The organism is Nocardia sp. NPDC058666, assembly GCF_042714895.1.
In the GTDB taxonomy this organism is placed as follows: domain Bacteria; phylum Actinomycetota; class Actinomycetes; order Mycobacteriales; family Mycobacteriaceae; genus Nocardia.
Map to the genome: position 1 here is coordinate 39075 of NZ_JBHXRY010000013.1, position 25890 is coordinate 64964.

The 25890-nt window shown below is 66.7% G+C and carries 21 protein-coding genes; 15 read left to right on the forward strand and 6 right to left on the reverse strand.

All coding sequences use genetic code 11. The annotated features are described in order from the left end of the window. Positions 1-12: 12 nt before the first annotated feature. From ACFWVD_RS23485 to ACFWVD_RS23500, 4 genes are read right to left on the reverse strand one after another with little or no spacing between them, the layout of a single operon-like run. On the reverse strand, positions 13-1701 hold the full coding sequence (locus ACFWVD_RS23485; protein WP_379246157.1) for an ABC transporter family substrate-binding protein: 1689 nt from the start codon (positions 1699-1701) through the stop codon (positions 13-15). Positions 1702-1731: 30 nt separating this feature from the next. Further along, entirely contained in the window at positions 1732-3576 is a 1845-nt protein-coding gene (locus ACFWVD_RS23490; RefSeq protein WP_379246159.1) for an ABC transporter ATP-binding protein, read from the reverse strand. After that, entirely contained in the window at positions 3573-4541 is a 969-nt protein-coding gene (locus tag ACFWVD_RS23495; RefSeq protein ID WP_379246161.1) for an ABC transporter permease, read from the reverse strand. The genes ACFWVD_RS23490 and ACFWVD_RS23495 overlap by 4 nt, the downstream gene beginning before the upstream one ends. After that, on the reverse strand, positions 4538-5515 hold the full coding sequence (locus ACFWVD_RS23500) for an ABC transporter permease (protein ID WP_379246163.1): 978 nt from the start codon (positions 5513-5515) through the stop codon (positions 4538-4540). Before ACFWVD_RS23500 ends, ACFWVD_RS23495 begins: the two co-directional genes overlap by 4 nt. A gap of 85 nt (positions 5516-5600) precedes the next feature. On the opposite strand from ACFWVD_RS23500, the gene ACFWVD_RS23505 reads away from it, so the two are divergent. Beyond that, complete coding sequence (locus ACFWVD_RS23505; protein ID WP_379246165.1) at positions 5601-6428, forward strand: HAD family hydrolase; 828 nt, start codon at positions 5601-5603, stop codon at positions 6426-6428. Between the two features lie 61 nt (positions 6429-6489). Here ACFWVD_RS23505 and ACFWVD_RS23510 read toward each other — a convergent pair whose 3' ends face one another. Then, entirely contained in the window at positions 6490-8934 is a 2445-nt protein-coding gene (locus ACFWVD_RS23510) for an N-acetylmuramoyl-L-alanine amidase (RefSeq protein WP_379246167.1), read from the reverse strand. A gap of 344 nt (positions 8935-9278) precedes the next feature. Between ACFWVD_RS23510 and ACFWVD_RS23515 the strand changes: the two genes are divergently transcribed. Continuing rightward, entirely contained in the window at positions 9279-10679 is a 1401-nt protein-coding gene (locus ACFWVD_RS23515; RefSeq protein WP_379246169.1) for a SpoIID/LytB domain-containing protein, read from the forward strand. An 85-nt stretch (positions 10680-10764) separates the two neighbouring features. Here the strand turns inward: ACFWVD_RS23515 and ACFWVD_RS23520 are convergent, their stop codons facing one another. Next, complete coding sequence (locus tag ACFWVD_RS23520; protein ID WP_379246171.1) at positions 10765-11265, reverse strand: MarR family winged helix-turn-helix transcriptional regulator; 501 nt, start codon at positions 11263-11265, stop codon at positions 10765-10767. A gap of 101 nt (positions 11266-11366) precedes the next feature. Between ACFWVD_RS23520 and ACFWVD_RS23525 the strand changes: the two genes are divergently transcribed. From ACFWVD_RS23525 to ACFWVD_RS23585, 13 genes are all read left to right on the forward strand, one after another. Then, positions 11367-12308, forward strand: coding sequence for an EamA family transporter (locus ACFWVD_RS23525; RefSeq protein ID WP_379246173.1), 942 nt, complete (start codon positions 11367-11369; stop codon positions 12306-12308). A 55-nt stretch (positions 12309-12363) separates the two neighbouring features. Beyond that, positions 12364-13122 carry a MerR family transcriptional regulator gene (locus ACFWVD_RS23530; protein WP_379246175.1) on the forward strand — a complete coding sequence of 253 codons (759 nt, stop codon included), beginning with the start codon at positions 12364-12366 and terminating at the stop codon, positions 13120-13122. A 181-nt stretch (positions 13123-13303) separates the two neighbouring features. After that, positions 13304-13699 (forward strand): hypothetical protein, encoded by a 396-nt coding sequence (locus ACFWVD_RS23535; protein WP_379246177.1) that lies wholly within the window; start codon positions 13304-13306, stop codon positions 13697-13699. Positions 13700-13744: 45 nt separating this feature from the next. Further along, positions 13745-14290: a hypothetical protein gene (locus tag ACFWVD_RS23540; RefSeq protein WP_379246179.1), complete on the forward strand. Its 546-nt coding sequence runs from the start codon at positions 13745-13747 to the stop codon at positions 14288-14290. A gap of 78 nt (positions 14291-14368) precedes the next feature. Then, positions 14369-15001, forward strand: coding sequence for a hypothetical protein (locus ACFWVD_RS23545; protein WP_379246181.1), 633 nt, complete (start codon positions 14369-14371; stop codon positions 14999-15001). Between the two features lie 145 nt (positions 15002-15146). Further along, entirely contained in the window at positions 15147-16385 is a 1239-nt protein-coding gene (glf, locus tag ACFWVD_RS23550) for a UDP-galactopyranose mutase (RefSeq protein WP_379246183.1), read from the forward strand. Further along, positions 16382-18307, forward strand: coding sequence for a glycosyltransferase (locus ACFWVD_RS23555; protein WP_379246188.1), 1926 nt, complete (start codon positions 16382-16384; stop codon positions 18305-18307). The genes glf and ACFWVD_RS23555 overlap by 4 nt, the downstream gene beginning before the upstream one ends. A gap of 26 nt (positions 18308-18333) precedes the next feature. Continuing rightward, entirely contained in the window at positions 18334-18891 is a 558-nt protein-coding gene (locus ACFWVD_RS23560; protein ID WP_379246356.1) for a phosphatase PAP2 family protein, read from the forward strand. Positions 18892-18917: 26 nt separating this feature from the next. Next, positions 18918-19850, forward strand: a complete 933-nt coding sequence (locus ACFWVD_RS23565; RefSeq protein ID WP_379246190.1) for a decaprenyl-phosphate phosphoribosyltransferase — start codon at positions 18918-18920, stop codon at positions 19848-19850. A gap of 4 nt (positions 19851-19854) precedes the next feature. After that, positions 19855-21750 (forward strand): flagellar motor control protein ZomB, encoded by a 1896-nt coding sequence (gene zomB, locus ACFWVD_RS23570; protein ID WP_379246358.1) that lies wholly within the window; start codon positions 19855-19857, stop codon positions 21748-21750. Positions 21751-21939: 189 nt separating this feature from the next. Then, positions 21940-23010 carry an alpha/beta hydrolase gene (locus tag ACFWVD_RS23575; protein ID WP_379246192.1) on the forward strand — a complete coding sequence of 357 codons (1071 nt, stop codon included), beginning with the start codon at positions 21940-21942 and terminating at the stop codon, positions 23008-23010. A 447-nt stretch (positions 23011-23457) separates the two neighbouring features. Further along, a complete protein-coding gene (locus ACFWVD_RS23580; RefSeq protein WP_379246194.1) occupies positions 23458-24519 on the forward strand; it encodes an alpha/beta hydrolase in 1062 nt (353 codons plus the stop codon). A 192-nt stretch (positions 24520-24711) separates the two neighbouring features. Then, entirely contained in the window at positions 24712-25716 is a 1005-nt protein-coding gene (locus ACFWVD_RS23585; protein WP_379246196.1) for an alpha/beta hydrolase, read from the forward strand. Positions 25717-25890: the final 174 nt, after the last annotated feature.

A 25890-nucleotide genomic window follows, 5' to 3' on the forward strand; every position in this document is an offset into this window, starting at 1 on the left:
TCGCTGCGTGGGTTACTTCACGAAGCCGATCTTGGTGTAGTCATACGTTGCCAAACCGGGCGAGCCGATGTTGGCCAGTGTCGTGCGCGCACCGAAATTGCCCGCGTCCTGCGTCAAAGGCAGCGAATGTCCTTCCTCGAATACCTTCCGATCCACCTGGTTGGCCAGGTCGATGGACTTCTCGGGGTTCAGTTCGGAGAGGGTGCGTTCGATGAGGGCGTTGAGTTCGGGGGAGCCGATGCGGCCGTAGTTGGATTGGAGGTCGGTGGGGTCGTAGTAGTAGATCTGGCGGATGCTGCTGAGGGGGAAGGGGTCGCCCTGGTAGACGTATTGGGCGGCGTCGAAGTCGCCGGGTTGGATGACATCGGTGAACAGGCCTGCGGCGGGCTTGGTGTCGATGGTCAGGCTCACGCCGATCGCTGCCAGGTTCTGTTGGATGATCTGGGCGACCTGGACCCAGATGGGGTCGTTGTACATCACGTCGCGGATGACGAGTTTGCGGCCGTCCTTTTCGCGGACGTCGCCGGTGAGCTTCCAGCCGAGTGCATCGAGTTCCTTCGCGGCGGCGGTGGGGTCGAAGCCGAGACTGTTGTCCTGGTAACCCTTTTGGCCCTGCACGAAGACGTGGTTGTTCAAGGGTTGCGGGTTCTCGACCAGGCCGTTCTGGATGGCGTTCGCGATACCCTGACGATCGATCGCCTTCGAAACAGCCACGCGCACAGCAGGATCCTCGAGAATGGAACCGGGTGCGCCGTTGAAAGTGATGTGGCGCCAGCGATTACCCGGCGCCCGGCGCACGACCAGTCCTTCGGTACCGCGCACGGTCTTGACGTCGTCGATGGTCGACAGACGGACCAGATCGATCTCGTTGTTCTGCAGCGCCGCCACCCACGACGTGCGGTCGAGCACGCTGTAGGTGATGGTGTCCAGAACCGGCTTCGCGCCCCACCATTTCGGGTTGCGCCCCAACGTGATTCGACCCTGACCGCGATCGGTCGCGCTGACGATGAACGGCCCGGCGGTGAGGCTGATCGCGTCGGCGAGGCTGGTGTTGAACGCCTCGGGCGTGCCGGTCACCGACTTCGGGTAGAGGGTGGAGTTGCCGGAGAACTGACCGCGCCAGTCGGCGTAGGGCTTGCTGAACGACAGCACCGCCTGCCGGTCGTCGGTGCCGCGTTCGACCTTGTCGACGAATTCGAAGCCGTTGGTGATGGCGATCAGGTAGCTCTTGTCGCGCCCGCTCAGTGCGTGCGCTTGCGCGGCGAGGTCTTCCCAGGTGATGGGCGAACCGTCCGACCAGACCGCCTTCGGGTTGATCGTGTAGGTCACCCGCATGGGATCGGTGCTGGTCAGGCTGATATCGGTGAAGTAGTCGGTGTCGACGCTGAGCTCTCCCGCCGCGTCGATCTTGTAGGAACGCGGCAGCATCGTGCGCACGATTTCGCCGATCTCCCCGTTGTTGCCGTCGTTGGACAGCACGTTCCAGTTGGCGGGGTAGTCGGTGGTCGCCAGGCGCAGGTTGCCGCCTTCGCGCAGCGCGTCGGTCGGGGTGGGGTTGATGTCGCTGGTGGCACCGATCGCATCGCTGAGTCCGGTCGCCTGCTCGTCACCGCCGCCACACCCCGCCACGAGCAACCCGGCGGTCAACATCACTGCGGCACAACGCAATCGCGTACCTGCTCGTACTCGACGGGTTCTCATGGTGCCTCCTGTTTTCGGCCGGACCGACGTTCAGCCGCTGACCACCGGTTCCGGGACGGCGGCGATCAGCGAGCGGGTGTATTCGTGCTGAGGATCGGCGAAAATCTGTTCCGCCGGGCCGGATTCGACGATCTTGCCCTGCAACATCACCGCGATGTCGTGGGCGAGGTTGCGCACCACCGACAGGTCGTGGGAGACGAACAGGTAGGAAAGGCCGTGTGAAGCCTGTAGGTCGCGGAGCAGGTTGAGTACGCCGGCCTGGATCGAAACGTCCAGCGACGACACGGGTTCGTCGAGGACCAGCAGTTGCGGATCCAGTGCGAGTGCGCGGGCGATGCTGATGCGTTGTTTCTGTCCGCCGGAGAAGTCCGAGGGGTAGCGGTCGGCGTGTTCGGGCTGTAATCCGACCTGCCGCAACAACTCTGGTACTCGTCGGTTGACTTCTTCGCGGGACCGTCCGTCGATGCGCAGCGGTTCGGCGAGCACGTCGAAGATCGGTAGGCGTGGGTCCAGTGATGCGCTGGGGTCCTGGAAGACGATCTGCATCTTGCGGCGGATCTCGCGGATGCGCGGTTTGGTGAGGGTGGCCACGTCGTTGCCGAGCACTTCGATGCTGCCGGACTGCGGCGCGACCAGGTCCATGATCTGCGACAGGGTGGTCGACTTGCCCGACCCGGATTCGCCGACCAATGCCAGCGTGCGGCCGGCGCGTACGGAGAAGCTGATGCCGTCGACCGCGCGGACCTCGCCGGTGCGGCGACGCAACAGCACACCCGAGGTCAGTGGGAAGGTTTTGACCAGGTCGGTGACGCGAAGGACTACGTTCTCGTCGGTCCGGTCGGGGTGCGCTGGTGTCGGGATCTCCTTGCGGTAGGCCGCGAACAGCTGCTCGGTGCCGACCTCGGCGGTGCGGATGCAGGCCACGGAATGGCCGGGGCTCACCTTTTCCAAAGGCGGTTCGGCGGCGGTGCAGTCGTCGATGGCGACCGGGCAGCGCGGCGCGAACGAGCAGCCGGGCGGCAGCGCGTGCATGGCCGGTGGGGCGCCGAGGATGGGGATCAGCGGGGTGCGTGGCGGGCCGTCCATGCGGGGGATGGAGCCGAGCAGGCCGACCGTGTACGGCATCCGTGGAGCGGCGAAAAGTTCTGCGACAGGAGCGGTTTCGACGATCTTGCCCGCGTACATCACCGCGACCCGATCGGCGACAGTGGCCGCGATGCCCATGTCGTGGGTGATCATGACCACGCCCGCACCGGTGATGTCACGGGCCTTGCGCAGCAGCGCCAGGATTTGGGCCTGCACGGTCACGTCGAGGGCGGTGGTGGGCTCGTCGCAGATGATCAGGGCGGGATCGTTGGCGATGGCCATGGCGATCACCACCCGCTGGCGCATCCCGCCGGAGAACTCGTGCGGGAACGCCCGCGATCGGGCCCGCGCATCGGCGATGCCGACGAGTTCCAGCAGCTCGATCGCCCGTTCGCCCGCTTCCTTGCGACTCATCTTCCCGTGTGCCAGAAGAGCTTCCGCGACTTGGTCGCCGACACGATAGACCGGGGTCAGTGCGGACAGCGGGTCCTGGAAGACCATGCTGATCGACGAACCGCGCAGCTTCGACATCTGCTTGTCGCCCAGACCCAGCAGTTCACGCCCGCGCAGGCGCACCGACCCCTGCACCCGCGCCTGGTCGGGCAGCAGGCCGATCACCGCCAGCGAGGACACCGACTTGCCCGAACCGGACTCGCCGACAATGGCCAGCACCTCGCCGTCGGCGACGGTGTAGTTCACCCCGCGCACGGCCTCCACCCGGCCTTCTTCGCCGGGGAACGACACCCGCAGGTCGGTGACCTCGAGCAGGGGCGCGGTCGACACGGTCATCGCTTCTCGGCTTTCTTCAACTCCACCTGCGCCTGGTCCTTGCGCTCGACGACCTTCTTGCGATCCTTGCGCGCACCACGGGCACCGGGATCGAAGGCATCACGCAGACCGTCGCCAACGAGGTTGGCGCACAACACAATCGTGATCAGCAGGCCACCGGCGAACAGGAACAACCACGGGTAGGTGAGTGCGGATTTGGTGCCCGCCGCGATCAGCGAACCCAGCGAAACGTCCGGCGGCTGCACACCGAAACCCAGGAAGCTCAAACCGGTTTCGGCGCTGATGGCCGCGCCGACGGCCAGGGTGGTGTCGATGATCAGGATCGAGGCGATGTTGGGCACGATGTGACTGATGATCACCGTGCGGGTCGGTGCGCCCATATACCGTGCGGCACGGACGAATTCGCGATCGCGCAGGCTCAACGTGAGGCCGCGGATGATGCGCGCGGCGATCATCCAACCGAACACGCTCAGCAACACGATCAGGATCACGATCGACCCCGAACCCTTGGTGCGCGGCGCGAACAGCGCGATGATCATGAACGCGGGCACCACCAGCAACAGGTCGACCAGCCACATGATCGCGCGGTCGGTCCACCCGCCCAGCAGCCCGGCCACCGCGCCCGCTGTCGCGGCGATGATGCTGGAGAAGAACGCCACGCAGAAACCGATGATCAGCGACTTCTGCAGCCCGCGCATCGTCTGCGCGAGCACGTCCTGGCCGATCTGGGTGGTGCCGAACGGGTGCTCGAGACTCGGCGGTTTCAGCAGCGCCTTGTAGTCCATCTGCTGGTAGTCCCACGGCAGCAGCGGCGGCAGCGCGAAACTGGCCACCAGCAGCAGCACCAGGATCACCGCGCCGACCACGGCGGGCTTGTTACGCAGAAAACGACGCCACACCAGTCTGCGGCGGCCGGCAGCTGCCACCTCGGGAGCGCCGACGACGAGGAGTTCGGTCTCGGTCACGACACACGCACCCTCGGGTCGAGCAGGGCCAGCACGACATCGGACAGCAGGCCCGACACCAACACGACCAGGCCGGCGAACGCGGTCACCGTGACCACCACGTAGAGGTCCTGGGCGTTGATCGCATCGATCAGCCACTCGCCCACACCGTGCCAGCCGAAGATCTTCTCCACGAAGGTGGCGCCGGTGATCAGGCCGCCCAGGCTGTAGGCGAACAGGGTGGCCATCGGGATCAGCGCGGTGCGCAAGCCGTGTTTGTACAGCGCCCGATTGCGGGACAGGCCTTTGGCTCTCGCGGTTCGGATGAAGTCGCTCTGCAGCACGTCGAGCATGGCGTTGCGTTGGTAGCGGCTGTAACCGGCCATGCCGCCCAGCGCCAGCGCCAGGGTCGGCAACACCAAATGTTGTGCGCGGTCGACCATTTGGTTCCAGAAGCCGGTGATCTGGGTGGCCGAGGTCTCGCCGGTGTAGAGGAAGATCTGCGAACCGGTCATCGTATTGATCTGCAGTGCACCGTATTTCAACAATGTCGCGAGCAGGAAGATCGGCGTCGAGATGATCAGCAGTGACAGCACCGTCGAGAAATAGTCACTGAACTTGTACTGCCGGATCGCGCCCGCCGCACCGATCAGCACGCCGAGCACGGTGCCGATGATCGACCCGAGAATCAGCAGCCGCAGACTCACCGCCACCCGTCGGCCCAGCTCCTCGCTCACCGGCTGCCCAGCAAGGGTGGTCCCGAAGTCGCCGTGCGCGACGCTGCCCAGCCAGGTGAGATAGCGCTGCGGGATCGGCTCGTTCAGATGCAACTGCTCGGCCTTGGCGTCGATCACCGACTGCGGCGGTCGCGGATTGCGCTGCTCGAGGCTCTCGAGCGGGTTGAACGTGAGCGAGGCGAGGCTGAACGTCAAAAAAGATGCCAGCAGCAGCAGCACAACGTAATTGACTGTGCGTCGCAACAGGAAGCCGGTCATCAGTCCCCTCTGGATCGGGTAATCAGGCCCTGATCATAGGGACAGTCAGGCGTCGGTGTGTGGTGACGTGCGGCAGGATAGTTGGATGACGCACCTGCACCCGAAACCACGGCTGGTGGCCAGCGACGTCGACGGCACGCTGATCGACGACTCCGACAAGGTGTCTCCGCGCACCAAGGCCGCCGTCGAAGCTCTGGTGGCCGACGGCGCCACCTTCGTGCTCGCCACCGGCCGACCACCACGCTGGATCGAACCGGTGGTCAGCGAACTCGGGTACGCGCCGCTGGCGGTCTGCGGCAACGGCGCGGTGATCTACGACAGCGCCACCGACCGGGTCCTGGCCAGCCACACCCTCGACGTGGACACCCTGAGCTGGCTCGCTGACCTGGCCGAACACGCCCTACCCGGCTGCGGTCTGGCCACCGAGCGGGTCGGCGCCAGCGCGCACGACGCCGTGACCCAGCAGTTCGTCAGCTCGCCCACGTACGAACACGCCTGGCTCAACCCCGACGACACCGTGGTGTCGCACGCCGAAGTCATCGACTCACCGGCGATCAAAATGCTGATCCGCCTCAGCTCGGCGCGCAGTTCCGACATGCGCGCGGTGCTGGCGCCGCTGATCGGCGACCGGGCCGAGATCACCTACTCCACCGAGAGCGGTCTGATCGAACTGGCTGTTCCGAAGGTGACCAAGGCGTCCGGTTTGGCCGAGGTCGCCGCTCGGATCGGCGTGGAGAATTCGTCGATCGTGGCGTTCGGGGACATGCCCAACGACGTGCCGATGCTGACCATGGCCGGACTGGGAGTGGCGATGGGCAACGCGCATCCCGAGGCTCGCGCCGCGGCCGACGAAGTGACGGGGAGCAACGTGGACGACGGTGTCGCGATGGTTCTCGAACGTTGGTGGAGCTGACATAAAACGGCCGGTGCCCCTCTGAAGAGGGTGCACCGGCCGTTCTTCGCCGTGGCCGGGGTCAACCGGCCGGGGCGGGTTCAGGGGCGGGCTGCTGCGCTGGAATCGGTTCCACGGCAGGCACTTCCGACGTAGGCGCGGTGAGCTTCGGATCGTTCATTTCCTGCTTGTAGGTCTCGTCGTACGTCTTCCAGAACGTCGTGACGATCCCCGTCAGCTCGTTGAGCACCAACGACCCGTGCTGGAAATCCGTGCGAAGCCCGTTGGGCACCGAATACGAACCGGCAGTGGGCACTCCGAGCACGCCCGCATCCGCACCCAAGCTCAGGTACCGATCCAGAATCGCACCCACCACCTCGAAGACCTCGCCGTTCTCGCCCGCATACACGAACCCGTTGGCGAACTTCGCGTACTGCCGGCCCTGCGCCGCCGACATCAGATCCGACTGCGGCGCGCCCAACGGTCCGTCGACCCCGCCCTTCGCCACCCAGTGCTTGGCGATGGCGTTATCGCCGGACAGTCCGAGGAACTTGTCGACCATGGCGCCCAGCTCGGCCATATTGCCCTGGGGCGCGCGGGCCTGCTGACTCTGCGGACGGTAGGCCGTCGCGGGCGAGGTGTAGGTGCTGGAATTGCCCGCCGCGATCGCCCGGATTCGATCCATCATCGCGTAACCGGCGTCGCCGGGGCAGTCGGTATTGCCGACATCGCGGTGCGCGAACACCACCGGCAGCTCGACCGCCTCGTCCTGCTCGTAGAACGTGAACTCGGTGCCCTCGGAATACATCGTGGTCTCGCCCTGCGGGTCGATCCCGGCCAGCTTCGACCGCCAGCCGATGAACTTGCCTATCGCGGTGACCGACTCGTTGCTGGGCTGCTCGGTCTCGTAATTGCCCATCAGCGCCACGCCCACGGTGTTCTCGTTGAAACCACCGGCGTGCGCGCCCTGCACCGCCCGATCCAGGCCACCGTAGCGACCCTCGAAGATCTGGCCGTACTGGTCGACCATCGCGTTGTAGCCGATGTCGCACCAGCCCAACGTTTCCGCGTGATACGCGTAGATCGCTCGCACGATGCCCGCCGATTCGGCGCGGCTGTAGTCGTTGCGACCGGCCGTGTGATGCACGGTCACACCGCCGACACCGTCGTCATAGGTCGGTTCCTGGCAGCGGATCGACTCGTCGGCACCCCACTGCGCGCGGGTGATGACCTTCGGACCGCCACCGGGTAGCGCCGCGGCGACATCGTTGAGCGCGGCATCGATCGCGGCCCGACCCGGGTTGATCAGCACGGCCTTGAGCGCGGCGTCGGTGAGATGCGCCGGGTCGTGATCGGGGCCGGAAGCGGGCTTGCGGGTCACCAACATCTGCACCGCGGTGGTCTCGCCGACGTAGATCGGTTCGGTGCCCGTCGGTGCGTCGGCGGGGGTGTGATCGGTGGCCCTGGTGTCGACCGGATCGGCGTCGTACCAGGGGCCCCAGACGCCATCCTTCTGGCGCGCACGCAGTTTCGTGGTGGTGTTGGCGAGGTCGCGTGCGGTGACGGCGACCATGCTGAACGGGGTTTCCTGGGTGAGCTCTTTGACCTGTGCGCCGACCTGGTCGATGACGTCGGAGCCGACTGCGCCCGGGGAGAGGGCGGGGGTGTCGGGGGTGGTGCCGGGTTCCAGGTTTTCGGGGATGGAGATGAATTGTGCTCCCGCTGAGCGGGTTTGGGAGATCGGTGCGGCTGCGGGTGACGGGGCGGGGATCGGTGCGGCCTGAACGGGAGCCGCCGGTGCCGGTGGAGCTGCTTGGACACCCGGAGCTCCCGCGTCCTGTCCGGGGGCAGGAGCGCTCGGCGCCGGTGCTGCGGGGGCAGGCGCGGCGGGGGCGGGTGCTGCGGGGACAGGCGCGGCGGGGGCCGGAGCGGCCGGGGCCGGAGCTGCTGGCGCTGGGATGGGTGCGCCCGGAGCAGGGGCTTGAGCTTGGGGTGCTGCCGGTGCCGGTGCCGGCGCGGGAGCTGGGGCCGGAGCCGGAGCCGGGGCCGGGGCCGGGGCTGGGGCCGTCGGGACCGCAGTGCTCGGAACCGGCGGACGCGCGGGCGGAGCGGCAGCGTTGGGTGCCGCGGGTGCGCCGGGTGCCGCCGCGCCCGGTGCGGGCTGCGGGGTCGGCTGCGGCTTCGTCGGTAGTTGCGGCAGCGGGATCTCCGTGGGCAGCGCCACGCCCGGGGGCACCGGCAATCCCGGCGGGATCGGGATCGAGTTCGGCAGCTGCAACATGCGCAGGTCCGACAAGTGCAGGTCCGGTAGGTCAAGCCCTGTCAGGTCGCGCAGCGGGATGGTGATGTCGGGGACGGAGGTGAGCGCGACCTCGGCCAACTGCGTCGGCACGGCCGCGAGCTGGGAATCGTTCGCGCTGCGGTAGTCGGTGGAATCGCTGAGGGCGAACGCGCCGATCGGAGCGCCGACAGCGAGGATCGTGACCACCGGGAGCACTAGGGAACGTTTCGGCTTTCGGTATCGCACGTGCGACTCCTATCAGGGTCGAGCAGGCGTTTTCCGGCGGCTGGTGCCGCGTGTTCGCGGCTCCGTGGGCCTCGACCTTCCGCTTCCGCGAGTACTGCCTCGTCGCAGCCTCTGGCAGTCCAGGTCGAGGCGGGCCGCGAACGAATTCGAGTCAGGCATTCAGTGCATGTGATGCTTGCTTCCTCTAACCTCACACATCACACTAGTTAACATACGTCACACATCTCAACCTTTACTCGAGACTTATGTGATTGCTCGAATGTAGCCCTCGGATCCCGCCCGGCGACGACGACATGCCGACGCGAGTTCCGCCGGTAGAACCGCGAAACCCGTGGGAGCGCATGATGAGAGCCAAGACCGAGACCAACCGCAACACCCGCCGCCGGACCGTGCCGATCGTCAAGACCGTGCCACTTCCGGTGCTGGTCAGCGGCACTGTCCTGGCGCTGACCGGGGCGATCGGACTGTGGCAGATCCTGCCGGGTCAGATCACGCCCACCGTCGGCGCGGGACACGGCCGCGGCATGAGCCAGGTCGGCGCCTTCGAGAACGCGCAAGCGGGCTGGTCGGCGGAGGACATTCTCGGGCACTACTACCCCGGAGCGGATCTCGGGCAAATCGGGCCCACCACGATCGGCGTCCGACTCCAAGCGCAAGACGACGCCACCCTCGACACCTTCGCGGCCGCGGGCGCGCACGTCGCGGGCCGCACCATCGGCCCCGGCGAAGCGGCCCACCTCACCCCGCTCCCCGACGGCGGCGCGAACGTGGTCGTCACCCAGGGCTGCGACGGAGAAGTGTTGTGGCAGGACGCAACTGACGATCCGTTCGTCTACCCGCTCGGTGCCGGCGCGGGCCGACCGGCCGACGAACACCTGACCCTGTGCGGCGGCACCGGCTACCGAGGCGCGCTCGGGGTGGCGCTGGACGGCGAGTCCTACCGCACCGTCAACCGCGTCGACCTCGACGACTACCTCGCGGGCGTGCTCCCCGCGGAAATGCAAGCCAACTGGGCCGACCAGGGTGCCTTCGAAGCCCTACGCGCACAAGCGATCGCGGCCCGTTCCTACGCGCTGGCCGAGAGCCGCTACGCCTACGCGCAGACCTGCGACACCACCGACTGCCAGGCGTATCCCGGGACGGTGAAAGAGGATTCGCGCACCACCGACGCCGTCGCCGCCACCACCGGCACCGTCCTGCTGCGCGACGGGCAGATCCTGCGCTCGGAATACTCCGCGGCCCCCGACGGCGGCAGGCCCGCCGACATCGAAACCTTCGAAGTCGGCCCCGCTCCCGACGAACTCGTCGAAACTGCCCCTGCTCCAAGGCTTCCCGAGCCCCAGCCCGATCTGACCATCGAAGCGCTGGCAGGCGAGTCGGTGATCGATACCGAATACCGCCGCATCGGCGGCCCGAACAGTGTGGTGGGCGAGCCGATCGGCCCGGAAATGCTGCTCCCGCAACGGGCAGGCACCTACCGGATGTACACCAACGGCGTCATCGTCGCCACGCAGACGCTGGGCGCCCAAGTCGTCGACTTCTCCACCCTGCTCCAACTCGTCCCCGACGCCGGCGACCAGCTGCCGTCCACCGCTTCGGGCAGGCCGAGACTGAAAACGCCACCGGCCCCTGTGCCCCTGGTGGTTTCGCCCGGCGATCCGCAAGCCGTGCAGATCCCCTCGGAAGCCGACGTCCTCGGCGAGCCGATCCACGGCACCGTGCCCGGACCCCACGACGGGGAGTGACTGGCGTAATCACCCAAAACGCCGTCGAAAAATCAGAAAACTGACTAAAACGACGCGAATTGGGCGATTACGCCGGTCCTTCGGCTCAATCGAGCGTGGTGTCGTCCAGTGCGACGGCCAGCGTGCGCAGCAGCTCGGCGAGTTGTTCGCGATCCCGCGCGCCCAGTGTGGACAGCAGGCGCTGCTCGTTGGCCACGTGCAGGGGGAGCAGTCGGTCGACCAGTTCGCGGCCCTCGTCGGTGAGTTGGACGAAGATCGAGCGGCGGTCGTCGGGGGAGGGGACGCGGCGGACCAGGTCTTTCGCGGCCAGGCGGTCGATGCGGTTGGTGATGGCGCCGGAGGTGATCATGGCGGCGCGGTTGAGCGCGCCCGCGGTGAGGCCGGTGTCGCCGCCGGAGCGTCGCAGGGTGGCCAGCACGTCGAACTCCCAGCGTTCGAGGCCGTGACCTGCGAAGAAGGCTTTCAGTTCCTGTTCGAGGATGCGGGAGATCCGGTTGATCCGGCCGATGATCGCCATCGGCGACACGTCGACGTCGGGTCGCGCTTGGTGCCAGTGCTCGGTGATCAGGTCGACGGCGTCGCGCATCAGTTCCCTCTCGATTGAAACTCTTAACGTTCATCTACTTGACGCGGAGATACCTTCGCGAGTAGATATTTCAATGTTGAGATTATCAATGAGGAGTGATCATGACGACCGTAACCCGCACGACCGGCCTCGCGGGCACCCTCGTGCTCACCGCCGTCACCCCGATCGTGTGGGGCTCCACCTACGCCGTCACCACCGAATTTCTGCCCCCTGACCGGCCGCTGTTCACCGCCCTCATGCGCGCACTACCCGTCGGTCTCGTACTGCTCGCGGTGACCGGGGTGCTGCCGCACGGCAAGTGGCTGGGGCGGGCCGCGGTGCTCGGCGTGCTCAATATCGGCGCGTTCTTCCCGCTGCTGTTCCTGGCGGCGTACCGGCTGCCCGGTGGTGTCGCCGGGGTGCTCGGCGCGGTCGTGCCGATGTTCGCGCTCGGCTTCGCGGCGGTGCTGCTGGCCGAAGCGCCGACGCGGCGGAAGGTGGTCGCGGGGCTGATCGGCGTGGTCGGGGTGTCGCTGGTCGTGCTGCGCGGCAACGCCGAGTTGGACGCGGTCGGCGTGGTCGCCGGGCTGGTCGGTGCGGCGTCGATGGCGGCCGGGAACGTGCTCACCAAGAAGTGGGGGCGACCGGCGGGCGTGGGCCCGCTGGCCATGACCGGCTGGCAGCTCACTGCGGGCGGGCTGTTCATCGCCCCGCTGGCCCTGCTGCTCGAAGGCGCACCGCCCGCACTCGACGGGCGCGCGATCGGCGGCTACCTCTACCTGGGCATCATCGGTACCGCGCTGACCTACTGGCTGTGGTTCCGCGGAATCTCGCGCCTACCAGCGACTTCGGTGTCGTTCCTCGGGTTGCTCAGTCCGATCTCGGCGGCGGTGATCGGGTGGATCGCGTTGGGGCAGGCGTTGACGGTGCTGCAGATCGTCGGGCTGGCTGTCGCGCTGTCGGGCACGGTCCTGGCGCAGATCCCGGCGAAGTCGGTGCCGCGCGACCCCGGCACGCGCCCCGTCGTCCGGCCCGGTCGCGAACGGGTGGCCGCCGGCGCTTGACTTTGACGTAGCGTCAACCTGCACAGTGGAGGTATCGACGGGAAAGGAGCAGGTCATGGTCGGTGAATGGTCCATTCAGGACCTCGCGAAAGCCGCGGGAACCACCAGTCGCACGTTGCGCCACTACGGGCAACTCGGACTGCTGGAGCCGACCCGCATCGGCGCCAACGGCTACCGCTACTACGACCAGACCGCTCTGGTTCGACTGCAGCGCATCCTGCTGCTGCGCGAACTCGGCCTCGGACTCCCCGTGATCGCCGAGGTCCTCGCCGGGGAACAGGACACCGCCGGTGCGTTGCGCACCCACCTGGAACTGCTTCGGCAACAACAGGATCGGGTAGCGCGGCAGATCGAATCGGTGTCGACCACTTTGCACAAGACAGAAAGAGGTGAACCCCTCATGGCCGCAGAGGTTTTCGATGGTTTCGACCACACGCAGTACAAGGACGAAGTCACGCAGCGCTGGGGCAAGGACGCCTACGCGAGCGGCGACCGTTGGTGGCGGTCGCTGACCGAGGCGGAGAAACAGTCGTTCAAACAGACCCAACTCGACATCGCCGCCGACTTCGGAAGTGCCGCTGCCGCACAGCTTCCCGTCGACAGCGCAGAAGTTCAGGCAATCGTCGACCGCCATCGCGCCTGGCTCGGTGGCGGCACGCAGGGCAAGCCGGTCACCAACGAGTACCTGGTCGACCTCGGCGAAATGTACGTGGCGGACCCGCGCTTCCGAAAGAACTATGACGTGCACGGCGAGGGGACCGCCGAGTACATCTTGGAAGCCGTCCGCGCTTATGCCGCGGCCAATCCGACGTAGAGGTGACCACCGCGTCCGGACGATCACTGTCCGGACGCGGTTTCGTCGGTGACACCGCGTTGCCGAAACCCGCACGAATGTGCGACAGGGGCGGCCGATCGGCCTACCGCGTGCTCGAACGGGCATCGCGCCGTATAACTGACGGCGACGTCGACACATAGCGGGGACAGTGGTGGAACAGGTGCAGCGGCCTTCGCGGGGGGTGACAGCGCGGATCGCGGGGTGGCTCGGGGTGCTGGTCGGTGTCGCGGGGATCGCGGTCGGGGCGACGACCGCGGTGTTGCGGGTGGTCGGGCGGGAGATCGACCTCGACTACGTGGGGGCCGGGATCGTGGGTGGGCTGGGGGTGGTTTATCTGCTGGGGGCGGTGTTGCTGTTGCGGCGGCGGATGGTCGGTCGGCGGGTGTTGCTCACCATGGCGGGGGTGATGGCGGGGGCGACGCTGCTGGTGATCGGGCTCAACGCGGCCAGTCACGGGTGGCGGTTCGGGCCGCTGGATTTCTGGTTCGTGCTCAACGTGGTGATCGCGCTGCTCGGCCTGAGCGAGCCGACGCGACGGTGGATCATCACCCGGTAGCGCGGCCGCACCACGCCGGGCGGCGGCACGGGATACGGTCGGAGCATGGTCGTGCTGGAGACGAAATCCGACAGTGGTGAGGTGACGGCGATCGTCGCCGCGTGCCTGGCCGGGCTCGCCGCGGTGGCGAATCTGGTCGGCGCGGTGGTGCTGGTGCGGTCGTTCGTGAGCGACCCCGGCGAACTCGACGATTCGCTGACCCTGTTCGCCACCCTCGGCGCACTGGTCGCGACCTTCGTATTCGCTTACGGGGGCGTGCTTTTGGCCCGTCGCGACGACACCGGCCGCTGGATGATCATCGTCGCCGCTTCCGCTCAGATAGGTCTGGGCCTGCTCGGCCTGTTGGCGACACTGGTGAACTACAACTCCGGGTACGGAATCCACTGGTTCGCGCAGGAATCGGTGATCCGTTCGATTCCGATCGGCCTCGGTGGGGTACCCGGTGCGGTGACAGCGATCGTGAATCACAGTTGGGCAGCGGCACTTTCGGCCACCGTGCTCGGCGCGCTCGTACTGCTGCCCGCGGTCCTACCGTGGACCGCGGCCTACACCCGCGCTCGCCTGGAAAGTGTTGTCGGACCGAACGTATAGTTTCAGCAGGTCAGCATCGCCGCCGACGGTGCGGAACCGGGGCACGAGGCAGCGGCGACACGCAAGGAGGGGGACACCATGGGGTATCCGTACGGCCAACAGGGCCACGACCCGTACGCGGGACAGGGGTACGCGCAACCGGGGTACGGGCAGGACCCGTACGCCGGCCAACCGGGTTACGGGCAGCAGCCGTACGCCCAAAATGGTTACGGCGCACCGGCTTACGCCCCGTACCCATACGGCTACGGACAGCCTCGCCCCGGCGGTGGCACCGCGATCACCGCCGCGGTGATCGCACTGCTGCTGTCGCTGGTCTCGCTGGGTGGCCTCGGCCTCGGCTTGGCTTTCCTGCTGAGCACCGAAGCTACGAGCGCGACGGACGAAGCGGGTCGCGAGGAGGCGACGGTCGCTCTCATGGTCGGCGCGACGCCCGCCCTGCTGTTGCTGCTCGGCTCCATCCTGCTGTTCCGACGCAAGACCGCCGGTCGGGTACTACTCATACTTCTGTCGTCGATCGCCCTGCTCGCCATCGGGGGCTCAGCGGCGCTCACTCCGATGGATGTCGAAGGCCGGGAGGTGGGCTTCGCGTTACTCGGGGTGGCCGTGGTGGGCGCGACGCCCCTGCTGATCCTGCTCCTGGCAGCCGCCCCATCCACCGGCCGCTGGATACGGGCAGGCCGGGCCGGCCACCACCCCTACCCGCAGTACTGAGGTCCGGCGCCGTTCTGCACGTCGAAGGCAGCGGTGCGAGCCCGCCCGACAACCCCGCTTGCCGACCGACGGCATAACCCCAGGTCAAAGACTGGTCGCAGACTCCGCCGGGATAATTTGCGGTCTTCCGATACGCTGGGCACCCGTGACCGCCGCATCGTCTTCGGGTAAATCCGTCAACGCAGATTCCATTGCCCCGGCAAACCAGTACGACCTGATCGTGGTCGGCTCCGGTTTCTTCGGGCTGACCGTCGCCGAGCGTGCAGCGAATGTGCTGGGCAAGCGGGTGTTGGTGCTGGACCGCCGCTACCACCTGGGTGGCAACGCCTACTCCGAGCCCGAGCCGCAGACCGGGATCGAGATCCACAAGTACGGCGCGCACCTGTTCCACACGTCGAACAAGAAGGTCTGGGATTACGTCACCCAGTTCACCGAGTTCACCGGGTACCAGCACCGCGTGTTCGCGATGCACAAGGGGCAGGCGTACCAGTTCCCGATGGGGCTGGGTCTGATCTCGCAGTTCTTCGGCCGGTACTTCACTCCGGAGGAGGCCAAGGCGCTGATCGCCGAGCAGGCCGCCGAGGTCGAGACCGGTGACGCGCAGAACCTCGAGGAGAAGGCGATCTCGCTGATCGGCCGTCCCCTGTACGAGGCGTTCGTGCGCGACTACACCGCCAAGCAGTGGCAGACCGACCCGCGTGAGCTGCCCGCGGGCAACATCACCCGCCTGCCGGTGCGCTACAACTTCGACAACCGCTACTTCAACGACACCTTCGAGGGCCTGCCCAAGGAGGGCTACACGAAGTGGCTGGAGAACATGGCCGCCTCCGACCTCATCGACGTGCGGGTGAACACCGACTGGTTCGACGTGCGCGACGAGATCGTGGCCGCCAACCCGGATGCCCCGATCGTCTACACCGGCCCGCTCGACCACTACTTCGACTACGCCGAAGGCGAATTGGGCTGGCGCACCATCGATTTCGAGACCGAGGTGCTGGAACAGGGTGACTACCAGGGCACCAGCGTCATGAACTACAACGACGCCGACGTCCCCTTCACCCGCATCATCGAGCCGCGCCACTTCCACCCCGAGCGCGACTACCCGACCGACAAAACGGTCATCATGCGCGAGTTCTCCCGCTCGGCCCAGACCGGCGACGAGCCGTACTACCCGATCAACACCCCCGACGACCGTGCCAAGTTGCTGGCCTACCGCGAGCGCGCCAAGAAGGAAACCGCCGAGAAGAAGGTGCTGTTCGGCGGCCGACTGGGCACCTACCAGTACCTGGACATGCACATGGCGATCGGTTCGGCGCTGACCATGTTCGAAAATGTCCTGCGCCCGCACCTGGAATCCGGCGCGCCGCTGGTGGACGAGGCATGACCAAGGCGATGCTCGAAGACGTGCAGACCGAAACCCGCGCCATCTCGCTGCTGCAGCGCGTCATCCTGCCGCGCCCGGGCGAGCCACTGGACGTGCGGACCCTCTACCTGGAGGAATCCACCACCAACGCCCGCCGCGCACACGCCACCAGCCGCACCGCGCTGTCGATCGGCGCGGAGTCGGAGGTGTCGTTCTGCACCTACTTCAACGCGCTGCCCGCGAGCTACTGGCGTCGCTGGAGCGTGCTGAAGTCGGTCGTGCTTCGCCTGGAACTTGCCGGGCACGGCCGCGCCGACGTCTACCGCTCCAAGGCCGACGGTTCGCGAATTCACGTGCAGGGCAAGGAATTCGCTGTCGCACAGGGCGCGGACTCGGTCGTCGTGGAGTTCGAAACCGATCTGGGCCCGTTCGAAGACGGCGGCTGGATCTGGTTCGACATCACCACCGACACCGCCGTCACGCTGCTGTCCGGCGGGTACTACGCATCGCAGGAAGCGCCCGGCACCGGGACCATCGCGGTCGGCATGCCCACCTTCAACCGCCCCACCGACGCGGTGAAAACCCTTGGCGCCCTTGGCTCCGACCCCCTCGTCCTGGAGAAGATCGCCGCGGTGATCATCCCCGACCAGGGCACCCGCAAGGTCGTCGACGAGCCCGGATTCGCCGAAGCCGCAAGCGTTCTCGGTGATCGCCTGGCCATCCATGACCAGCCCAACCTCGGTGGATCCGGTGGTTACAGCCGGGTCATGTACGAGGCGTTGAAGTCCACCGATGCCGAGTTCATCGCCTACATGGACGACGACATCGAGATCGAGCCGGACTCGATCCTGCGCGCCCTGGCCTTCTCCCGCTTCGCGAAGTCGCCGGTGCTGACCGGCGGGCAGATGCTCAACCTGCAGGAACGTTCGCACCTGCACGTGATGGGCGAGGTCATCGACCGCGGCATCTTCATGTGGGGCGCCGCGCCCAACGTCGAATACGACCACGACTTCTCCAAGAACCCGCTCAAGGATCGCGACAACTCCAAGCTGCTGCACCGGCGCATCGACGTCGACTTCAACGGCTGGTGGACCTGCCTGATCCCGCGCCAGGTCGCCGAGGAGATCGGTCAGCCGCTGCCGCTGTTCCTCAAGTGGGACGACGCCGAATACGGCCTGCGCGCCCGCGAAGCCGGCTACCCGACGGTGACGCTGCCGGGTGCTGCCGTGTGGCATATGGCCTGGTCCGACAAGGACGACGCCATCGACTGGCAGGCCTACTTCCACCTGCGCAACCGCCTGGTCGTCGCCTCGATGTACCTGCCCGGCGACGGCAAGCCGATGATCGTGAACACGGTCAAGGCCACGCTGAAACACCTTCTCTGCCTGGAATATTCGACGGTCGCTATCCAGAACGAGGCGATCCGCGACTTCCTGGCCGGACCCGAAGGCCTGTTCGACCTGCTCCCCACCGCGCTGGGCAAGATCCACGCCATGCGCAAACAGTTCCCGGACGCGGTCGTCGTCCCCTCGTCCACCGAACTGCCCCTGGCCAACCGCCACGGCGTCGGCGCGGTCGGCGAACCGGGCAACCCCCTCGCGAAGGTCGCCCGCCTGGCCAAGGGTGTGGTGCACAACTTCCGCAAGGCCGACCCGGCCACCTACGAGACCCCGCAGCTCAACGTGCCGACCCTGGACGCGCGCTGGTACCTGCTCTCGCAGGTCGACGGTGTCACCGTGACCACCGCCGACGGCCGCGGCGTCGTCTACCGCAAGCGCGACCCGCGCCAGGCCCGCGACCTGCTCAAGGAAGCCCTGCGCCTGCGCAAGGAACTCACCGCCCGCTTCCCGGAAATGCAGCAGCGCTACCGGGCCGCGCACGCCGAGCTCACCAGCACGGCGGCGTGGGAGAAGACCTTCGGCCTGAACGGAACCGCCAAGTGACCCAGTCAGAAGTTCCCGAGATCGAGATGGCCGAAGACGGTTGCTGCGGTGAAGGCTGCTGCGGCGACTACGTCGAGGTCCCGGTCGAGGTCGCCATCCTCAACGCCGTGCAGGGCACCATCGGCACCAACCCGGCCGTGATCTCCGCCGCGCGCGGCATGTCGCACTTCGGCGAACACGCGCTGGGCTGGGTCGGCATCGCCGCCGCCGGCTGGCTGGTCGACAAGCCGCGCCGCCGCCAGTGGGCCGGGGTGGCCGTGGGCGCCGTCGGTGCGCACGCCGCGTCGATCGTGATCAAGCGCATCGTCCGACGCCCGCGCCCCAACGACCCGTCGGTGCAGGTCAACGTGTCCACGCCGAGCAAGCTGAGCTTCCCGTCCTCGCACGCCACCTCCACCACCGCGGCTGCCGTACTGCTGGGTCGCCTCACCGGGCTACCCTTGCCTGCGGTGATCGTCCCGCCGATGCTGCTGTCCCGGGTTGTGCTCGGGGTGCATTACCCTTCCGACGTGATCGCCGGTTCCGCACTGGGTGCCGCGTCGGCAGCTGCGGTGCTAGCCGCTGAAAAGAGACTCCGACAGTGACTGCAACTGAAAGAACCCTGGCTGAGATGAGCGAAGAACCGTCCGCCGCCGTCCTCGACGAGGGTGCCGTGAAGGGCCCGCCGAAGACGCTGCTCGGCGGTGTCATCAAGGCCATGCGCCCACGTCAGTGGGTGAAGAACGTCCTGGTGCTCGCCGCACCGCTGGCCGTCGGACCCGAAGCGGTCGGTGACGCGGGCATTCTGCTCAACGTCGCGATCGCGTTCATCGTGTTCTGCATGGCGGCCTCGGGCATCTACCTGGTCAACGACGCCCTCGACGTCGAAGCCGACCGGGCCCACCCCACCAAGCGCTTCCGGCCGATCGCGGCGGGCGTGCTTCCTGTCAACCTGGCTTACGCGCTGTCGGCCGTGCTGCTGATCGGTTCGATCGCCGGTTCGTTCCTGGCGTCCTGGCACCTGGCCGTGGTGATGGTGGTCTACATCGTCATCCAGCTCGCCTACTGCCTCGGCCTCAAGCACCAGGCCGTGCTCGACATCTGCATCGTGTCCTCGGGCTTCCTGCTGCGCGCGGTCGCCGGTGGCGCGGCCGCCGATATCGCGCTGTCGCAGTGGTTCCTGCTGATCATGGCGTTCGGTTCGCTGTTCATGGCGGCCGGCAAGCGCTACGCCGAACTGCAGTACGCACTCGACACCGGCGCCAAGATCCGCAAGTCGCTCGAGTACTACACCCCGACCTACCTGCGCTTCATCTGGACGCTGGCAGCCACCGCCGTCGTGGTCTTCTACGGCCTGTGGGCCTTCCAGCAGGACTCCGCTCGAGACACCCAGTGGTACTCGATCTCGATGATCCCGTTTACCATCGCAATCCTGCGTTACGCGGTCGACGTCGATGGTGGCGAGGCCGGTGAACCCGAAGAGATCGCGTTGGGGGACCGCATCCTGCAGTTCCTCGCTATTGCCTGGATCGGAGCGGTAGGTGTCGCTGTCTATCTCACCTGACGAGATGTTGGTAGCGGAGCAGGATTCCACCGAATACGAGCCTCTACGCGACGAAGAATCCGCGCGCAGGGACCTACGTACCTCGGTGCTGTCCCGCGCCACCTTCGTCGGTGGGGTCGTGCTCACCGTCGCGCTGTTCACCTTCGGTGCGTGGCAGCGTCGCTGGATCGCCGATGACGGCCTGATCGTGCTGCGCACGGTCCGCAACCTGCTCGCGGGCAACGGCCCCGTGTTCAACATGGACGAGCGGGTCGAAGCCAACACCAGCACCGCGTGGACCTACCTGATCTGGTTCTTCTCCTGGCTCACCCAGGCCCGCCTCGAGTACGTCGTGCTCGGGGTGTCGCTGGTGGTGTCGGTGCTCGCGGTGGTGTTCGCGATGCTGGGCACCGCCCGGCTGTGGGGCGGAACCGCCGGTCAGCTGCTGATTCCGGCGGGCGTGCTGGTGTACATCGCGCTGCCGCCCGCGCGCGACTACGCCACCTCCGGGCTGGAGAGCGGCCTGGTGATCTGCTGGGTCGGGCTGCTGTGGTGGATGATGATCCGCTGGAGTCAGGCCGCGGTGGTTCGCGTGCCGTCGCTGCTCGGCCTCGTTTTCCTGGCCGGCCTCGCGCCGCTGGTACGCCCCGAGGCCACGTTGATCGGCGTGCTCGCGCTGGGAATGATCTTCCTCGCGCCGATGCCCGCGTTCCGGTTCGGACCGATCGTGCTGCGCGCGCTGATCGTGTTCGTGGCCGGGGTCGTGCCGATCTGCTACCAGATCTGGCGGATGGGCTACTACGGCCTGCCCTACCCGAACACCGCGGTCGCCAAGGACGCGGGCGGGGCCAAGTGGAGTCAGGGTTTCACGTATCTGTGGGACCTGGTCGGCCCGTACTACCTGTGGATTCCGCTGGTCGTGCTGTTGATCGCCGGGGTGATCGCGGGGATCTCGCGTGGGTTCGCGTTGCCGACGTTGTCGGTGGCCGGAATCCGCGCGTGGCTGCGTTCGCCCAGTGCGGTTGTGGTGATGGTGCTGGGCGCGGGTCTGCTGCTCACTGTCTACGCGGTGCGCGTGGGCGGTGACTTCATGCACGGGCGCATGCTGCTCACCCAGCTGTTCCTGCTGCTGCTGCCGGTGGCCGTGGTCCCGATCCCGCTGCATCTCCGCAGGTCCGACTGTTCGGTGCTGGTGCTGCTGGTCGCGCTGCTGGGCACCGCGGGCTGGTCGCTGTACGCGGCGAGCACCACCGCGATCACCGCGGGAACCAAGATCCGCTCGTCGGGCATCGTCGACGAACGCATCTACTACGTGCTCAACACCGGCAAGGACCACCCGATCCTGGCCGAGGACTACCTCGACTACCCGCGCATGCGCGCCATGGTCAACGACATCGCCGCCAACCCCAAGGGCGGGCTGCTGCTGAACTCGCCCTCGTTCACGTTCTGGTACCTCGACCCGCCCCCGGAACCGATCCCCGAGGGCGGCTCCGGCCACACGGTCTACTTCCTGAATCTGGGCATGACCAGCATGAACGTGCCGCTGAGCGTGCGCGTGATCGACCCGATGGGCCTGGCCTACCCGCTGGCCGCGCACTCGGACCGCCTCGCCGACGGCCGCATCGGCCACGACAAGGCGCTGTACCCGGACTGGGTCGTGGCCGACTCGGGCATGGTCAGCATCCACCCGTGGCTGCCCTGGTACATGGACGAGGACTGGGTCACCCAGGCCCGCACCGCGATGTCGTGCCCGGCCACCCAGGCGCTGATGGTGTCCACCCGCGACCCGATGACGTTCGACCGGTTCAAACACAACCTCCGCAACGCCATGACCTTCGCGAAATATCGCATCGACCGGGTCCCCAAGTACGAAATCCAGCGCTGCGGCCTGGTCGACCCGTTCCCGCAACCGCCTCGCTGAAACCCTTCCGCCTGGGATTTTATAGTGGCGTACACCGCTAAATCACTTTTCGGTAACGCCAGGCTATCGATGTAGCGATATGGTCTCTGAGAGGAACGGCCCGTCGGCGCACTGGTGTGCCGGTAAACAGTCGGCGGTCATTGCAACAGCGGTTCCGCGCGAACCGCATGAGGAAAGGCCCATAACAGAATGCGTGGCGGACGTCTCAGAGCCCGGGGAGCCGGCTGGCTCAAACGATCGGTGCTTCTCTCCCTGGCAGTAGTGCTCCCGGTCGGTGCCATGGTGGCTGGTCCCACCGGTACCGCGACGGCGGCCTTCGATCCCAGTGCTTTCGACTTCTGGGTCGATTCGGAGATGGGCCCGATCAAGTCGCGGATCTTCCGCGCGGCGGATGGCAACACCAATCGCGTGGTCTACGCGCTGGACGGCCAGCGTGCGCAGGACGACCTCAACGGGTGGGAAAAAGACACCAACGTCGCCCGCGCGCTGACCGACGCCAACATCAACGTCGTGATGCCCGTCGGCGGCCAGTCCAGCTTCTACGCCGACTGGAACGCGCCGAGCAGCTTCTTCGGCATCGACGCCGGTTCGGGCGGTAGCTCGACCGGCTCTGCCGCGACCGGCTCCGCGATGACCGGTTCGTCGATCGCGCCCGCCCAGGTGGCAGGCAAGAAGAACACCTACAAGTGGGAAACCTTCCTCACCAGCCACCTGCGCAACGCGCTGTCGGCTCGACTGGGTTTCAACCCCAACAACAACGGCGTGTTCGGCCTGTCGATGGGTGGCTCCGCCGCCCTGACTCTGGCCGCGTACCACCCCGACCAGTTCAGCTTCGCGGGCTCGTTCTCCGGCTACCTGAACATCTCCGCACCCGGTATGCGTGAAGCCATGCGCGTGGCGATGCTGTCCGCGGGCGGCTTCAACATCGACGCGATGGCACCGCCGTGGGGCCAGCAGTGGTTCCACATGGATCCGTTCGTGTTCGCGCCGCGTCTGGTCGCCAACGGCACCCGCGTGTGGGTCTCCGCCGCGGCCGGTATCCCCGGCGCCGGCGATGTGTCCAACCCGATGGAAATCATCCAGGGCGTGCCGCTGGAACTGCTCGCGATGGCGAACAGCCGCGCGTTCCAGGTCCGCATGGCCACCCTCGGCGGCGGCAACGCCCACTTCGATTTCCCGATCACCGGCGTGCACAACTGGCGCAACTGGGAGGCCGAGGTCTACCGCATGATCCCGGACCTCTCGGCGAACATCGGTTAAGTAAACCCCGCTAGACCCCTGAAAACCGCTCGGTGCCTCGTCAGCACCGGGCGGTTTTCTGCTGTGTCTATTTGCGGCTGGCGCCGCGGTTCTCGGCGCTGAACTCCACCTCTTCCCTCCCTACGGGCACTCCTTCGTCGCACCCTTCGGTCAGTCCATCGGCGGAGGCGCGCCGAGAACAGGGCGGAAAGCACCGGGGCGGCGCTGTTTCGTCACGATCCAGGGGAGGGTCGGTGACGAATCATGGGCGGTAGATAACCGAGAGTTGTGCTTCGGGTCACTTTCCAGCAACATGTAGAGCATTCGTCACCGATTGATACACAGTGAGCATGCGTCGAGGTTGAATCGTCCGTTTTGCCCTGGATTGGTTCTGATCGACGTCCGTTGAGGGTTCCGATTGCGTAGCTCGGGGTTTGCGCGTTCGGTCCGCGAGAAAGGTCTAGTCGAATGCGAACACTGCGCCGCACGCGTGGGTCGAGCAAGACCGCAGCCTCTGGTTCCTGGGCTCGGCGCTTGGCCGCGGGCGTATCCATGGCCCTGCTGGTTCCGATCGCGACCGCCGTCACCGGGGGGATCGCCCCCGCCACTGCCGGATTCAACGGCAATGCCTACGACTTCTGGGTCGATTCGGGGATGGGCCCGATCAAGTCGCGCATCCTGCGCGCGGCCGACGGCAATCGCGAGCGAGTCGTCTACGTTCTCGACGGGATGCGCGCGCCCGAGCACCTCAACGGCTGGGAGATCGAAACCGATATCCCCAACGCGCTGGCCGCGGCCAATATCAACGTGGTGATGCCCGTGGGCGGCATGTCCAGCTTCTACGCCGACTGGAACGCGCCCAGCGAATTCTTCGGCATTCCCGGCCAGGGCGCCCCCAACTCGGGTTCGGGCGCGAGCAACGCCCTGTCGGGTGGACCCGGCAAGAGCTACCGCTACCAGTGGGAATCGTTCCTCACCAACGACCTACCCAACGCGCTGGCGGGCCGCGAGGGCTTCAGTCGCCACCGCAACGGCGTGTTCGGCCTGTCGATGGGTGGCTCGGCCGCGCTCACCCTGGCCGCCTACCACCCCGACCAATTCTCCTTCGCCGGTGCGTATTCGGGCTACCTGAACATCTCCGCCCCCGCTATGCGCGAGGCCATCCGCATCGCGATGCTCGACGCGGGCGGCTACAACGTGGACTCGATGGCACCGCCGTGGGGCCCACAGTGGCTGCGGATGGACCCGTTCGTGTTCGCCCCCAACCTAGTAGGCAACAACACCCGCCTGTGGATCGCGGCCGCCTCAGGCCTGCCGACCAACTCCGACGGCCCGCACATGGGCACCGTCAACGGCATGGCACTGGAAGCCCTCGCCCTGGCCAACACTCGCTCGTTCGAAGTCAGAATGGCCACGCTGGGCGCCCGCAACGTGCACTACTCCTACCCGGCCTTCGGCATCCACGCCTGGAACAACTGGACCGACGAGGCCCTGCGGATGATCCCGGATTTGTCCAACAACATCGGCTAGCCGTTTCGGGGCATATAACAAGCCCAGTTCTGTTGCCCTTGCAGTTAATTGGTGTGTCGAATATCCTCCAGCGAGCATAAGTGTGACCAGATCGTTGTTTCATCCGTCTGTTCGACCGGGCTGTCGGGGCCGCGTCGAACGACGGTTGACGGATCAGGCATGCCATAACAGCAGAAAGAGAGCGGAATTCACATGCGTTTCGGCAAGGCCGTCGCGCCGGCATCTCGTGGTTGGCGTAATCGAATTCTAGCTGTCGGCGCTGCAGCCCTCGTGCTGCCGATCGCCGCGGGAGCGGCCCCGACCGCGCTCGCCGCACCGTCGGTGTCGGCACCCGTGCTGCGCGCACCGGCCGGTGGCTACGAAGAACTGATGGTGCCCTCGAAGATGGGCCCCGTGAAGGTCCAGGTCCAGTGGGCACGCAACGGTGGCAACGCCGCGCTCTACCTGCTCGACGGCCTGCGCGCCAGGGACGACCGCAACGCCTGGTCCTTCGAGACCAACGCGATGCAGCAGTTCAGCAATGACAACGTCACCCTGGTGATGCCGGTCGGTGGCCAGTCCAGCTGGTACGCCGACTGGACCGCGGCCAGCAACACCAACGGCCAGAAGACCACCTACAAGTGGGAAACCTTCCTCACCGAAGAGCTTCCGGCCTTCCTCGAGGGCTACGGCGTGTCCCGCAAGAACAACGCGGTGCTGGGCCTGTCGATGTCGGGTCCGGCCGCGCTGCGTCTGGCCGCCCTGAACCGCGACCAGTTCAAGCACGCTTCCTCGCTGTCGGGCCCGCTGAACTGGAGCGCCCCGGGTATGCGTGAGGCCATCCGCGTGATGATGCTGGACGCGGGTCGTTTCAACGTCGACGCCATGGCCACTCCGTGGAGCTCGGCGTGGCTGCGGATGGACCCGATGGTGTTCGCGCCCGAGCTGCGCGGCCTGCCGCTGTTCATCTCCTCGGCCAACGGCCTGCCCGGCACGCACGATCGTCCGGCGGGTCTGGGTGGTGCGTTCAACACCAGCACCGCGATGGGCATCGAGGCCATCTCGTTCGTGAGCACGCTGGCGTTCCAGCGTCGTCTCAACAGCCTCGGCATCAACGCTGTGTACGACATCGGCGCCTCCGGTACCCACTCGTGGAAGTACTGGGAAGACGAGCTGTGGAAGGCGCGTCCGCACATCCTGAATGCACTGGGCGCCTAGTAGTTTCCGCTCAGCAACACGCTCGAGACCGGCTTACCCCCAGGGTGGGCCGGTCTTTTGCTGTGTCATAAGTAAGCGTGTCTTCCCCAGTTATCGCTATTTCCTGCGGTACAACCGACGGTGAGGCTGTGTCCGGTTTTCCGGGATGTTTCCGGGATAAGGAAGGCGCGTGTG